The organism is Rhodoferax sp. XS2R6 (genome assembly GCF_056521365.1).
This window is the reverse complement of record NZ_JBWMAY010000005.1, coordinates 103,132-117,740: the sequence shown is the minus strand read 5'-3', so window position 1 is coordinate 117,740 and position 14,609 is coordinate 103,132. Positions and strand designations below refer to the sequence as shown.

10 protein-coding genes and 1 riboswitch are annotated in these 14,609 nt (G+C 62.8%); of the genes, 8 read left to right on the top strand and 2 right to left on the bottom strand.

What is annotated here, in order from left to right; all coding sequences use genetic code 11:
• Positions 1-371: 371 nt before the first annotated feature.
• The gene (locus AC097A_RS16565) at positions 372-512 is read right to left on the bottom strand and encodes a hypothetical protein (protein ID WP_201740847.1); all 141 of its coding nucleotides are present in this window, start codon (positions 510-512) and stop codon (positions 372-374) included.
• A gap of 176 nt (positions 513-688) precedes the next feature.
• Here AC097A_RS16565 and AC097A_RS16560 point away from each other — a divergent pair, with 176 nt between their 5' ends.
• Positions 689-3,016, top strand: coding sequence for an ATP-binding protein (locus AC097A_RS16560; protein ID WP_479621679.1), 2,328 nt, complete (start codon positions 689-691; stop codon positions 3,014-3,016).
• Positions 3,017-3,238: 222 nt separating this feature from the next.
• Positions 3,239-3,511, top strand: coding sequence for a hypothetical protein (locus tag AC097A_RS16555; RefSeq protein WP_479621678.1), 273 nt, complete (start codon positions 3,239-3,241; stop codon positions 3,509-3,511).
• Between the two features lie 53 nt (positions 3,512-3,564).
• Here AC097A_RS16555 and recQ read toward each other — a convergent pair whose 3' ends face one another.
• On the bottom strand, positions 3,565-5,412 hold the full coding sequence (gene recQ / locus AC097A_RS16550; RefSeq protein WP_479621677.1) for a DNA helicase RecQ: 1,848 nt from the start codon (positions 5,410-5,412) through the stop codon (positions 3,565-3,567).
• 152 nt (positions 5,413-5,564) lie between these two features.
• Positions 5,565-5,664, top strand: a riboswitch (S-adenosyl-L-homocysteine riboswitch).
• Between the two features lie 24 nt (positions 5,665-5,688).
• Here recQ and AC097A_RS16545 point away from each other — a divergent pair.
• The 6 genes from AC097A_RS16545 (at position 5,689) to AC097A_RS16520 (ending at position 14,609) form a co-directional block, all read left to right on the top strand.
• A complete protein-coding gene (locus AC097A_RS16545) occupies positions 5,689-6,765 on the top strand; it encodes a homocysteine S-methyltransferase family protein (RefSeq protein WP_479621676.1) in 1,077 nt (358 codons plus the stop codon).
• A 15-nt stretch (positions 6,766-6,780) separates the two neighbouring features.
• Positions 6,781-7,779 (top strand): Gfo/Idh/MocA family protein, encoded by a 999-nt coding sequence (locus AC097A_RS16540; protein ID WP_479621675.1) that lies wholly within the window; start codon positions 6,781-6,783, stop codon positions 7,777-7,779.
• 29 nt (positions 7,780-7,808) lie between these two features.
• Positions 7,809-10,574 (top strand): methionine synthase, encoded by a 2,766-nt coding sequence (gene metH / locus AC097A_RS16535; RefSeq protein ID WP_479621674.1) that lies wholly within the window; start codon positions 7,809-7,811, stop codon positions 10,572-10,574.
• A gap of 161 nt (positions 10,575-10,735) precedes the next feature.
• Complete coding sequence (locus AC097A_RS16530) at positions 10,736-11,539, top strand: outer membrane lipoprotein (protein WP_479621673.1); 804 nt, start codon at positions 10,736-10,738, stop codon at positions 11,537-11,539.
• A 53-nt stretch (positions 11,540-11,592) separates the two neighbouring features.
• The gene (locus AC097A_RS16525; protein ID WP_479621777.1) at positions 11,593-13,368 is read left to right on the top strand and encodes a GspE/PulE family protein; all 1,776 of its coding nucleotides are present in this window, start codon (positions 11,593-11,595) and stop codon (positions 13,366-13,368) included.
• Positions 13,369-13,370: 2 nt separating this feature from the next.
• On the top strand, positions 13,371-14,609 hold the full coding sequence (locus tag AC097A_RS16520) for a type II secretion system F family protein (protein ID WP_479621672.1): 1,239 nt from the start codon (positions 13,371-13,373) through the stop codon (positions 14,607-14,609).

The window sequence follows — 14,609 nt, the reverse complement described above, 5'->3', positions numbered from 1 at the left end:
AGCCTGCAGCTTTGAGAAGACGGCTCAGGAAGGAGTGCGATGCGCACGCCCACTGAAGCGCTTCTCCCGAATTCTAAGAACTGGTACCGAAGTTACGAAGCGATTACATCGAATAACTATGCATAAATAACATCACTAAATGCTCAAAACACCATTGTTTGTTGTAATGCGGAATGATGGGGCTGTGTGCGTCGCAGGGCCGCAGCACATGGGCCGGGCCATGACAAAAAATAGGAGAGGGGGAGAAAGCGGCAGCCTGCAGCGCGGCAGGGGCCAGATACAGACGTCCGACGCGCCGTGGCGCCAGACGCGACCACGTCCGCAATGGATGCTCGCCCCGGTGCAGGGCTGGGCGTGCGGACGGGTGGGGTTTAGGCCATGGACACTGCAATAAATGCCAGCAGGAACATCAGCACGCCGCCCACGATAGGCAACACGATGGGCATCAAAGGCACCACGTCGTCCACGGGGTCTGCGGCATGGTGGTCGGTGTGGTTGTCAGGTGCGGACATGGCGGAATCCTTGGGTTCTTCGATTGGAAAACGCGAATTTTACCCACACCACCCGCGATTGGGCCGTCACTTGATCACTTGGGCGCGCCGGTATGGAAATCTGGGCCCATGTCTTCCATCTTGGCCCAGACTGCGCTATCGTCATTTCAGCACGTCACTGTGCTGGAGGCGTTTGAATGGTCAAGCGTACGCTGTTCCATCCTCTGGGTGGGCATCTCATTCCCTCACCGGGCCTGCAAGAGGCGCCGGTGCTGGACCTGATGTGCTCCCACTTTGTGCTCACCCTGGCTGCGCGCCAGGGGGCCAACTTCAATGTGCGCCGCGATTTCAATGGCGTGGTGGGCCTGGCCGGGCGGCATCTGGTCTGGCCCGTGTCGGTGCTGGGCCGCTTGCGCGAGTTTCTGGCGCGCCGCTGCCAAGGCAACGAGCTTTGGCGGGGCCATGAGGCGCTGGAGGCGACCGAGTTTTTGGCACGTTACGGTGTGTGGTGTGGCCCCTACGACGAAGCCACCCTGTTCTTCTTTCTGGACGAATACGCCAAAGACCAGCCCAAAGACCTGATTTCGGTGCTCTCGGTCACCGGCGAGTGGTTGCGCCATGCACTCAAAAAGCAGTCCACGCTGGTAGAAAAAAACATCAACGCCCTGGCCGGCCTGTTGCAGCTCAACAAGGCCGAACGCGCGCTGCTGCTTTACGGCACGCTGGCCCGGTACCAGCGCGACATGCGCAGCATTCTGGTGGAATTCAAGGTCAACAACGCCCCCGAGGCGTATGCCGCGATTGCCGAAGTGGCCGGTGTGAGCCCGCAGGAGCTGGGCGAGGCGCTGCGTGCGGGTTCGCGCCTGGAGCGTATTGGCCTGGTGGAAAACCTGATCTCCGAACACAACATCACCGACCTGGCGGACCTGATGAAGGTCAGCGAGAAGCTGCCCCCAGTGCTGATGCGCCAGTACCGCGACCAGGCCGAGCTGATGGCGGTGTTCACCCGCCTGTCCACCAAAAGCCAGCTGGGCCTGCAGGATTTCAGTTTTGTGGCGGAGGACGCCGCCGTGTTGTGCAGCCTGCTGGCCAATGCGGTGGCCCGCAAGGAAGCTGGGATTAACGTGTTGCTTTACGGCCCGCCCGGCACCGGCAAGACCGAACTCGCCAAGGTGGTGGCCCAGCAGGCGGGGCTAGAGCTGTTTGAGGTGGAGTACGCCGACCGCGACGGCAACTCGCTCAGCGGACGCGACCGCTACCGTTCGCTGCAAATCGCCCAAGTCTTTCTCAAGGGCAGTGCCCAGGCGGCACTGCTGTTTGACGAGGTGGAGGATGTGTTCCCGCCCCTGTCCAGCGAGGCGGCGCACCTGATTGCACGTGCCGACGCGTCGCCCACACCCGCCAGCGGCAGCGTAAGTGGCAAGGCTTGGGTGAACCAAATTCTGGAGTCCAACGCCGTGCCCACGCTGTGGGTGACCAACCGCATCGAGCAGATCGACCCCGCGTTTCGCCGCCGGTTTGCCTACCACTTGGAGCTCAAGTCACCGCCCCCGGGCGCCCGCGAAAGTCTGGTGCGCAAGACCCTGGCAGAAGTACCGGTGTCCGAAGGTTTTGTGGCCCGCCTGAGCAGCCGCAAGGGCCTGACACCGGCGCAAATTCGCACCGCCGCCCGTTTTGCGACGCTGGCCACCGACACTGCGGACACCTTAACGGCCGGCCCGGCCCTGGAGGCCCTGATTGAGCGGCAACTAAAAAACGCCGATTTGGCACTGGGCAATGCCGCCCCGGTGCTGGCCACGCCCACTGCCCTCAGCGCCTACCGGCTGGAGCTGCTGCACCTGCAAAGTCGCTACGACATTGCCCGTGTGGTGCAGGCCCTGAAAACCCGTGGCCACGGCACCCTGTGTTTTTATGGCCCGCCCGGCAGCGGCAAAACTGCGCTGGCCGAACACATGGCCCTGGCGCTGGGTCGCCCGCTGCTGGTGCGCCAGGCCAGCGACCTGCTGAGCAAATACATTGGTGAAACCGAGCAGGCCATGGCCGCCATGTTCCGCGAGGCCGAGTCCGAAGGGGCGGTGTTGCTGCTGGACGAAGCCGATAGCTTTTTGCAGGATCGCCGCGGCGCCCAGCGCAATTACGAGGTGAGCGAGGTCAACGAGATGCTGCAGGGCATGGAGCGTTACCGGGGTGTTTTTATCTGCACCACCAACCTGATGGACCGGCTGGACCCGGCCGCGCTGCGCCGATTCACCTTCAAGATCGAGTTTTTGCCGCTAAGCCCGGCCCAGCGCGAGTCGGTGTTTTTGGCCGAAGCCTGCCCGGGGCAAGACAGCTTGCCGCCGGCTTGGGCCAGCCGTTTGGCGGCGTTGGACCAGTTGTGCCTGGGCGATGTGGCCGCGGTGCGGCGCCAGGCCGACATTCTGGGCACCGTGCTGGGGCCCGAAGAGTTTTTGGAGCAGCTGGAGGCGGAACACCGAATCAAACCCGAGGTGCGCGAGCGCCGGTCCATGGGGTTTGTGCACTAAAACAAGCGCGGGCGGGCCCGCCCAGCCGCGTGCCAGGGTGCAAATGCACGGTTTTGGTAACCCATTTGTAATTATTTGAACCTGCTGTCAACCAATCCCCCCCTTGGTGCGTGAAAGGCTCATGCGGACGCCAAACCGCAGCCCACGTTGGACATACAGGGGCCGCACCGGCGTCTATTTCATCCTCTTAGCGCGGCAACTATGCACCGAGACACGATTCAAGTGCCTGAAAAAGGCACCTACAAGTGGCAGCTGTTTGACTACTGGTCTGGCGAATTCCGCCAAACCCATGCAGACCATTCGGCCTACATCGCCCTGAACTTTGCCGGCGCCCTGGAGGCTTGCCGCACCAAATTCCAGGCACTGATGCAGCACCACCGCGCCAAGGCCGCCGATACAGCCTGCGCCGCCCGCCACATGCGCGCCATCCAGCGCCTGCAAAACACCATGTCGGGCGCTGCCATGGCCTACGAGAGCGGTTTTCACCGCCACTGAGCCCCCGCGCTGGGACGTCGACCCAGGACGTTTTATCCTGGCTGCGGCAGTTTCTACTCCAGCGCCACCACCCGCAGCACATCGCTGGCATAGGCTTCCAGCTTCTTGGCGCCTATGCCGCTGATGCCCTGCAGGTCATCCAGGCTCTGGGGCGCACGTTGCGCAATGGCCGCCAGCGTGGCGTCGTGGAAAATCACATAGGCGGGCAGGTTGTGCTCTTTGGCCACCTCGGCCCGCCAGGCCTTGAGGGCCGAATAACGCAGCAGGCCTTCGCTGTCCAGGTTGATGGGCGCCTTGACCACCGCACCCAGGCGCGGGTTGCGCCGGCTCTTGCGGTCGGCCGGGGCCGAGACCGATTCGCGCAACATCACCGGCACCTCGCCTTTGAGCACCGCACGCGATTCGGCCGTCAGTTGCAGCGTGCTGAACTCCCCCCCTTGTACCGCCACCGCGCCCATGGCAATCAGCTGGCGCAACACGCCGCGCAATTGCAGTTCCGAAAAATCGGCGCCCAATCCAAAAGTGCTGAGGCTGGTGTGGCCGTACTGGGTGACTTTTTCCGTGGTCTTGCCACGTACGATGTCCATCAGGTGGCCGGCGCCAAAACTGACACCATTCATTTGCTGAATGCGGTAGATGGTGGACAGCAGCTTGCGGGCCGCATCCGTGCCGTCCCACACTGCGGGTGGGTTCAGGCAGTTGTCGCAGTTGCCACAGGGCTGGCTGGCTTCGCCAAAGTAACTTAGCAGCCGCACACGGCGGCAGTCGGTGGCCTCGGCCAGGCCCAGCAAAGCATCCAGCTTGCCGCGCATGACCTGTTTGAATTCCTCGCTGGCCGGGCTCTCGTCAATCATGCGGCGCTGGTTCACGACGTCTTGCAGGCCATAGGCCATCCAGGCGTCGGCGGCCTGGCCATCGCGGCCGGCGCGGCCGGTCTCCTGGTAGTAGCCTTCGATGTTCTTAGGCATGTCGCGGTGGGCTACAAAACGCACATCTGGCTTGTCGATGCCCATGCCAAAGGCAATGGTGGCCACCATCACGATGCCTTCTTCGCGCAAAAACCGGTCCTGATGGGTCTGGCGCAGCTTGGCGTCCAGGCCCGCATGGTAGGGCAGGGCCTTGATGCCGGCATCCACCAGGGTCTGCGCCATGTCTTCCACCTTTTTGCGGCTCTGGCAGTAGACGATGCCGGCCTCTCCCTCGTGTTCGCGCTCAATGAACCGCAGCAGCTGGGTGGTGGAGTCTTTCTTCTCGACGATGGTGTAACGAATGTTGGGGCGGTCAAAGCTGCTGACAAAGGCGCGCGCGTCTTCGAGCTGCAGCCGCTCCAGAATGTCGGCGCGTGTCAGGTCGTCGGCGGTGGCGGTGAGCGCAATGCGGGGAATGCCGGGGTAGCGCTCGTGCAGCACCGTGAGGTTGCGGTAGTCGGGTCGAAAGTCATGGCCCCACTGGCTCACGCAATGCGCTTCGTCAATCGCGAACAGGCTGAGCTTGCCGCGCTCGAACAGCGAATCCAGCAGCGCTAAAAAGCGTGCGTTGTTGACCCGCTCGGGCGCGGCGTAGAGCATGGTGATTTCGCCGCGCAGCAGTTGTTGCTCGATCTGGTAGGCCTCGTCGCCACTCAACGTGGAGTTCAGGAAGGCGGCGCTCACGCCCGCCTCGTGCAGCGCACCCACCTGGTCGTGCATCAGCGCAATCAGGGGCGAAATGACCAGCGTGGCGCCCAGCCCGCTCTGTTGTCGCGCAATGGCAGGGATCTGGTAACACAGCGATTTGCCCCCGCCTGTGGGCATGAGCACCAGCGCGTCACCACCGGCAATGACGTGCTCCACGATGGCCGCTTGGGGGCCACGGAACTGCTCGTAGCCGAATACATCGCGGAGGATCTGCAATTGGGGCACGGGAATGCTATAAAAATAAGAGCTGCTTGCGCAATATCTATAAGGGCTAGGGCACTAAAAGACCAATATTTGTGCCGACGGAGGTGCGCTCTATTGTCGTGCAAGCGAGATGGTGCAGCAGCAGCGATGGCGCTTGTCGACTAAAATCACGGCTTCCCAAGGGGCGCTGCAGCTGGCGCCTGTCTTCACCGGTTCATCGTGTGCAGGCAGGCCTCCAGTCAGGCTTGGGGACTCCAACCGCGCTCACTTGTTTAAATCCACACAGTGAGCCGCCGAATGAAGCCCATCACCTACACCCGTGCACAAGCCTTGCCAGGCATTCTGGCGCAGCGCATCGCCATTTTGGACGGCGCCATGGGCACCATGATCCAGCGCTTCAAGCTGGGCGAGGCCCAGTACCGCGGCGAGGGCTACACCGGCCCCGGCAGCCAGGGCGACCGCTTCAAGGCTTTCCACAAAGACGTCAAAGGCAACAACGAGCTGCTGAGCCTGACGCGGCCCGATGTCATCAGCGACATCCACGAACGCTACTTGGCCGCCGGTGCGGACATGATCGAGACCAACACCTTTGGTGCCACCACCGTGGCCCAGGCGGACTACGACATGGCCGATCTGGCCGTTGAGATGAACCTGGTGTCTGCCAAGCTGGCCCGCGCCGCCTGCGACAAATACAGCACGCCCGACAAGCCCCGCTTTGTCTGCGGCGCCCTGGGCCCCACGCCCAAGACGGCCAGCATCAGCCCCGATGTGAACGACCCCGGCGCACGCAATGTGACCTTTGAAGAGCTGCGCGCCGCCTACTACGACCAGACCAAGGCGCTGGTGGAGGGCGGCAGCGACGTGATCCTGGTGGAAACCATTTTTGATACGCTGAACGCCAAGGCTGCGCTGTTTGCCGTGGATGAGTACTTCGAGGCCAGCGGTGAGCGCCTGCCCATCATCATCAGCGGCACGGTGACCGACGCTTCGGGCCGCATTTTGAGCGGCCAGACCGTGACGGCCTTCTGGCACAGTGTGCGCCATGCGCAGCCCCTGGCCATTGGCCTGAACTGCGCGCTGGGTGCGGCACTGATGCGTCCCTATATCCAGGAGCTGAACAAGGTGGCGCCCGACACCTTCATCAGCTGTTACCCCAACGCCGGCCTGCCCAACCCCATGAGCGACACCGGCTTTGACGAAACGCCCGACGTGACCAGCCGCCTGGTGCGCGAGTTCGCCGAAGAGGGCCTGGTCAACATCGTGGGCGGCTGCTGCGGCACCACACCCGACCACATTGGCGCCATCGCCCATGCGGTGAACCCGGTGGCTGCGCGCAACGTGCAGCGCAATTTCTTCTACAAAGAAGCCGCCTGAAGCGAGAACACAGCCATGAAAAAAGTCACCTGGGGCGTGCTGAGCACCGCCAAGATTGGTATGGAAAAGGTCACCCCTGCGCTTATGCGCAGCCAGTGGTGTGATGTGCAGGCGATTGCGTCTCGCTCGCTGGAGAGTGCGCAGGCTGCGGCAGGCAAGCTGGGCATTCCCAAGGCCTATGGTTCGTATGAAGAATTGTTGGCTGACCCCGCCATTGAGGCGATCTACAACCCCTTGCCCAACGACCTGCATGTGCCCATGACGCTGGCTGCTGCGCGCGCGGGCAAACATGTGTTGTGCGAGAAGCCGATTGCGCTCAACGCGAATGAGGCCGCGCAGCTGCGCGAGGTGGCAGGCAAAGTGCACATCATGGAAGCCTTCATGGTGCGCTTTCACCCGCAGTGGCTGCGCACGCGTGAGCTGGTGCAAAGTGGCGCCTTGGGGGATTTGCGTACCGTGCAGGTGTGGTTCTCCTACTTCAACCGCAATGCGGCCAACATCCGCAACGATGCGAGCAAAGGCGGCGGCGCCTTGATGGACATCGGCTGTTACCCCATCGTCGCAGGGCGCTTTTTGTTTGGGGCCGAGCCGCTGCGTGTGATGGCATTGGCCGATATGGACCCCGACTTTGGCGTAGACCGTGGGTTCAGTGCCCTGCTGGATTTTGGCAATGGTCGCCGGCTGGACTTCACAGTTTCCATGCAGAGCACGCCCTACCAGCGCGTGCAGGCCATTGGCACCGAGAAGCGCGTGGAAATCGAAATTCCGTTCAACGCGCCCCAGGGCCAGGAAACCCGTATTTTTGTGGACGACGGCAAGGTGCCAGGTGGTGGTTCGGCCGTTACCGAAACCTTTGCCGCCTGCGACCAGTACAGCCTGGAGGGTGATGCTTTCTCGCTGGCCATCCGCGGCACGCACCCCCTGCAGTACGGCGTGGAAGACGCCATCCAGAACATGCGCATCATCGACGCGCTGTTTGCCTCGCAGGCCAGCGGCCGCTGGGAATCGGTCTAGGCCGCCATACACACCATTAGAGGTCTTTTATGCCCCAAGCACCCGCGAATACTGCGCAAGCAGCTATTAAAAACGTAGCGCCCATGATGTTGTCCGGCCTGGAGCCGGTGTTGATCGACAGCAGCAGCCTGTTCGTCAACGTGGGTGAGCGCACCAACGTCACCGGTTCCAAAGCCTTTGCCCGCATGATCTTGAACGGTCAGTTTGAAGAAGCCTTGGCCGTAGCACGCCAGCAGGTGGAAAACGGCGCGCAGATCATCGACATCAACATGGACGAGGCCATGCTGGACAGCCAGGCCGCCATGGTGCGCTTTCTGAACCTGATCGCGTCTGAGCCCGATATTTCGCGCGTGCCCATCATGATCGACAGCTCCAAGTGGAGCGTGATCGAGGCTGGCCTGCGCTGCGTGCAAGGCAAGGCGGTGGTGAACTCCATCAGCATGAAGGAGGGCGTGGACGCCTTCAAGCACCAGGCCAAGCTGCTGCGCCGGTACGGCGCGGCCGCCGTGGTCATGGCATTTGACGAAAAAGGTCAGGCTGACACCTACGAGCGCAAGGTGGAGATTTGCGAACGCGCCTACCGCATCCTGGTGGATGAGGTGGACTTTCCTGCGGAGGACATCATCTTCGACCCCAACATCTTCGCCATCGCCACCGGCATTGAAGAGCACAACAACTATGCGGTGGACTTTATCAACGCCACGCGCTGGATCAAGGACAACCTGCCGGGTGCCAAGGTGAGCGGTGGTGTGAGCAACGTGTCGTTCAGCTTCCGCGGCAACGACCCGGTGCGTGAGGCCATCCACACCGTGTTCCTGTACCACGCCATCCAGGCGGGCATGGACATGGGCATCGTGAACGCCGGCATGGTGGGTGTGTACGACGACCTGGAGCCCGTGCTGCGCGAGCGCGTGGAAGACGTGGTGCTGAACCGCCGCCCCGACGCCGGCGAGCGCCTGGTGGAGATTGCCGAAACCGCCAAAAGCGGTGCCAAGGACGAAAGCAAGAAGCTGGAGTGGCGCGGCACGCCCGAGGCGCCCGCGTCGGTAGGCGCGCGTCTCAGCCATGCGCTGGTGCATGGCATCACCGATTTCATCACCCAGGACACCGAAGAGGCCTACCAAGACGTGCTGGCCAAGGGTGGCCGCCCGCTGCATGTGATCGAAGGCCCGCTGATGGACGGCATGAATGTGGTGGGCGACTTGTTCGGCCAGGGCAAGATGTTCCTGCCCCAGGTGGTGAAAAGCGCACGCGTGATGAAAAGCGCCGTGGCGCATCTGCTGCCCTACATCGAGGCCGAGAAGCTGGCCATGGTGGAGGCCGGTGGCGAAGCCAAGGCCAAGGGCAAGATCGTGATTGCCACGGTCAAAGGCGACGTGCACGACATCGGCAAGAACATCGTCACCGTGGTTCTGCAGTGCAACAACTTTGACGTGGTCAATATGGGCGTGATGGTGCCCTGCCACGAGATTCTGGCGCGCGCCAAGATCGAAGGCGCGGACATCATCGGCCTGTCGGGTCTGATCACACCCAGCCTGGAAGAGATGCAGTATGTGGCGGGTGAGATGCAGAAGGACGACTACTTCCGCATCAAAAAGATTCCGCTGCTCATCGGCGGCGCTACCTGCAGCCGCGTGCACACCGCGGTGAAGATCTCGCCGCATTACGAAGGCCCTGTGGTCTACGTGCCCGATGCCTCACGCAGCGTGAGCGTGGCGCAGAGCCTGCTGAGCGAGCAGGCGGCCAAGTACATCGACGAACTCAACACCGACTACGACAAGGTGCGCCACCAGCACGCCAACAAGAAGCAGACACCGATGTGGCCCCTGGCCAAGGCACGCGCCAACAAGACGCCGATCGACTGGGCCGCCCACCAACCCACGGTGCCGAAGTTCATTGGTCGCCGTGTTTTCAAGAACTTTGACCTGGGCGAGCTGGCCAAATACATCGACTGGGGCCCGTTCTTCCAGACCTGGGACTTGGCAGGACCGTTCCCCGCCATCCTGAAGGACGAGGTGGTGGGCACCGAGGCCGTGCGCGTCTACGCCGATGGCCAGCGCATGCTCAAGCGCCTGATCGAGGGCCGTTGGCTGACCGCCAACGCGGTGGTGGCGCTGTACCCGGCCAACACGGTGAACGACGATGACATCGAGTTCTATACCGACGAGAGCCGCAGCGAGGTCGCCATGACCTGGTACGGCCTGCGCCAGCAGACCGAGAAGCAGGAGATCGACGGCGTGATGCGCCCCAGCCGCTGTCTGGCCGACTTTGTGGCACCCAAGGGGGTGAAGGCCGACTACGCGGGTCTGTTCGCAGTGACCGCAGGCATTGGCGTGGACAAGAAGGAAAAGTACTTCCTGGACGACCTGGACGACTACTCCGCCATCATGCTCAAGTCGATTGCCGACCGCCTGGCCGAAGCCTTTGCCGAGGCCCTGCACCACCGCGTGCGCACCGACCTGTGGGGCTACGCGGCCGACGAGGCGCTGAGCAACGAGGCCCTGATTGCCGAGCAGTACAAGGGCATCCGCCCCGCGCCTGGCTACCCGGCCTGCCCCGACCACAGTGTCAAAAAAGACATGTTTGACCTGCTGCAGTGCGCAGAAATTGGCATGGCGGTGACTGAAAGCTTGGCGATGACGCCGGCGGCCAGCGTGAGCGGCTTCTACATCGGGCACCCGGACGCGACCTACTTCAACGTTGGCAAGATCAGCGACGACCAGGTGCAGGACCTGGCCCAGCGCCGCAACCTGAACCAGGCCGAGCTGGAGCGCCTGCTGGCGCCTAATTTGTAAACCGTCGCCGGGCCTGGGGTCCGGCTGGGCGCTGCTTTACCCAGCGTTACAAATCAGACACCTTGGCGAGCCCTGCGCTGTGTACCTTTGGCCTGCCCTGGTCGTTGTAAGGCGACCAAGGTGTGAAAGGGCGATTCCGTCCCTTGCCAAAGGAGTGATCTATGAGCAGTGCCATGTCTATGCCCGGTACCGTGCCGGCCGCCGTTTCGTCTACCAACCGTTTCTTGTGGGCCTCGGTCGGCGCCTTGGGCGTCACCACGCTGGCCCTGGGGGCCGCACTGGTGCAGGTTAACCACCGCAGTGCGGACGAGGTGGCGCCCGCCACACCGCTGACCCCCGCCGCCACGGTGGCTGCGGTTTTGCCTGTGCCCGAGTTGCCCGTGGTGCAAGCGGCACCAGCCAAACCGATTACTCCAGCACCAGAAAAGGTGCAAAAAGTAGCCAAACCCCCCGTGAAATATGCGCAAGCAGCTCCTAAAACAGTAGCAAAAACAACGACTGCTGTGGAACCGGCAGTGGTAGACAGCCTGCCTGGCCGCGACCAGTCCTGGGAGCCCGTGGCTGCGGCGCCCCTGCCCGCCCCCAAAGTGGTGTGCGCCAGCTGTGGCACCGTAGAAACCGTGACGCCGGTCCAGCGCGAGGCTGCCCCCAGTGGTGCGGGCGCCGCCGTGGGCGCCGTGCTGGGTGGGTTGTTGGGCAACCAAGTGGGTGGCGGGGATGGCAAGACTCTGGCCACCATTGCCGGCATTTTTGGCGGTGGTATCGCCGGGAACGCGGTGGAGAAGAACATGAAGAAAGAAACCGTCTACCAGGTGGGCGTGCGCATGGAAGACGGCTCCTTGCGCCGCCTAGAGCAGAGCAGCCCGGTGGCCGTGGGCGCCCGGGTGACGGTGGAGGGCAACACCCTGAATCCGGCTGCAGCGCCTGCACCAACACCCTTGCCAGGCGCGCGTAACGCCACCTGACGTGCCTTGCATGCTATTATTTTTGCAAACCGCAAAAGGAATAGCGCATGAACATGGCAACGGCAGCGCCCGGTGCGCCCGACGGGACTCGCCCGTCCCCGCCTCCGCCACCGGGCCGCCCTGAGAAACTGCGGCTGGGTGACGTGCTGGTCCAGCAGCGCCTGATTTCCCAAGAGCAACTGCAGCAAACCCTGGAGTTGCAGCGCACCACCGGCAAAAAGGTGGGGCGCCTGCTGATCGAGACCGGTGTCATCACCGAAGAGCTGCTGGCCAATGGCCTAGCACGCCAGCTGCGCATCCCCTTCGTCAACCTCAAGACCTTTCCGTTTCGTGCGGAAGTTACCAAACTGTTGCCCGAAAGCGCAGCACGGCGTTTTCGCGCACTGGTGCTGGAAGACAAGGGCGATAGCCTCTTGGTGGCGCTGGGCGACCCGCTGGACCTGTTTGCCTACGACGAGCTGACCCGCCTGCTCAAGCGCAACATTGGCATCGCTGCGGTGCCCGAGAGTCAGTTGGCGCTGGCGTTTGACCGCCTGTACCGCCGCACTGAAGAGATCAGCGGACTGGCCCGCGCCCTGGAAAAAGACCTGGGCGACGCGGTGGACTTTGGCGAGCTGACCGCCACGGTAGGCATTGAAGGCGCACCCGTGGTGCGCCTGCTGCAGTCGCTGTTTGAAGACGCCATGCAGGTCGGCGCGTCGGACGTGCATATCGAGCCGCAAGAGGGGTTTTTGCAAATCCGCGTGCGCGTGGACGGGGTGCTGCAGACCCAGACGCAGGCCGATAAACGCATTGGCGGTGCCCTGGCCCAGCGCCTGAAACTCATGGCGGGGTTGGATATCTCAGAAAAACGCCTGCCCCAGGACGGCCGTTTCAGCGTGCGCCTGAAGGACAACACCATCGATGTGCGGCTCTCCACGCTGCCAACTACTTATGGCGAGTCGGCGGTTATGCGTTTGCTAAACCAAGGCGCCGGCATGCGCCGACTGGACAGCATTGGCATGCCCGCCGAGATGCTCAAGCGTTTTCGGGAAGTGCTGGCGCGCACCTCCGGCATGGTGCTGGTCACCGGCCCCACCGGCTCGGGCAAAACCACCACGCTGTATGCGGCGCTGGCTGAAATCAACGCCGCCGAGCTCAAGGTCATCACTGTGGAAGACCCGGTGGAATACCGCCTGCCCGCCATCACCCAGGTGCAGGTGAATGACAAGATTGAGCTGACCTTTGCCCGCGTGCTGCGCGCCTGTTTGCGCCAAGACCCGGACGTGATTTTGGTGGGCGAAATGCGCGATGCCGAGACGGCCGAGATTGGCCTGCGCGCCGCCATCACCGGGCACTTGGTGTTGTCCACCTTGCACACGCGTGATGCCATCAGCACCCCATTCCGCTTGCTCGACATGGGGGTGCCTCCTTTCATGGTGGCCACCAGCCTGCAGGCCGTGATTGCCCAGCGTTTGGTGCGCATGAATTGTCCCGAGTGTTCGGCACCGCACGCGCCCACACCCCAAGAGCAGTCTTGGCTGGACTCGATGTTGGAGCCCGGGACCACGCTCACCCCCAAGCGCGGTTTGGGTTGCTCGTCTTGCAACGGCACGGGTTACGCCGGACGCCAGGGTGTGTATGAATTGCTGGAGATGGACGCCGTGCTCACACACGCGGCCTCGCATTCCGATCCCGCCAGCTTCATGCGCACGGCACGCGACCGCATGAAGGGCCACACCATGGCCCACCATGCGCTGGAGCTGGTGCGCCAGGGCCGCACATCGCTGGCCGAGGCCTTGCGCATCGGTTTTGATGCGGACGATGACGAAGAGCCCCAGGGCGCCTGAGCATGGCCGTTTATTCCTGGCGCGGCCGCAACAACCGGGGCGAGGCCGTCAACGGCCAGCTCGAAGCCTTGACCGAGGGCGGCGTGGCGGATCAGCTGCTGTCCATCGGTGTCTCCCCCGTGCACATTGCGCTGGCCGAGGTCAAAGAGGAGAAGTCCAGCGGTTCGGTACTGGCCTGGCTCAACCGCAAACCTGTGGTGGTGGAGGACCTGCTGATCTTCTCGCGCCAGATGTACACCTTGAACAAGGCGGGCGTGCCCATCCTGCGTGCCTTTGCCGGGCTGGAAGCCTCGGCCACCAAACCCGCCATGGTGGACATGCTCAAGGACATCCGTGCCAGCCTGGACCAGGGGCGCGAGCTGTCTGCCGCACTGGCGCGCCATAGCGACTTGTTTGGCGGGTTTTACATTTCCATGATCCGTGTCGGCGAGATGACCGGGCGGCTGACCGAGGTGTTCTTGCGCCTGACTGAGCACATGGAGTTTGAACGCGATGTGCGTGAGCGCATCAAGCAGGCCATGCGTTATCCCCTGTTTGTGATGATTGCCATGGTGGTTGCCATCGTGATCCTGAACATTTTTGTGATCCCGGTGTTCGCCAAGGTGTTTGCCGGTTTCAATACCCAGCTGCCACTGATCACGCGCGGGCTGCTGGCCTTCTCTGGCTGGATGATTGCCTGGTGGCCGATGTTGTTGGTGCTGGTGGCGGGCTCGGTAGTGGGCGTGCGCGCCTACCTGCGTACGCCCGAGGGGCGTTACCGCTGGGACTCCCGCAAGCTCAAGCTGCCCATCGTGGGCGACATCATTTTGAAGGCCACGCTGGCGCGTTTTGCGCGCAGCTTTGCGCTCTCTAGCCAAAGCGGTGTGCCGCTGGTGCAGGCCCTCACCGTGGTGGCACAAACGGTGGACAACGCTTTTATTGGCAGCCGCATCGAGCAAATGCGCGATGGCATCGAACGCGGCGAAAGCATCTCGCGCTGCGCGGCAGCCACGGGCGTGTTCACCCCTGTGGTGCTGCAGATGATTAATGTGGGCGAAGAAACCGGCGAGCTGGACAACCTGCTGTTCGAGATTGCTGCCATGTACGAGCGCGACACCGACTACAGCATCAAAGGCCTATCGGCCTCGATTGAGCCGATTCTGCTGGCCGTGATCGGGGTGCTGGTGCTCTTGCTCGCGTTGGGCGTTTTTCTGCCTTTGTGGAACATGGGCCAGGCCGCCATGGGCCGAGGCGGCGGCTAG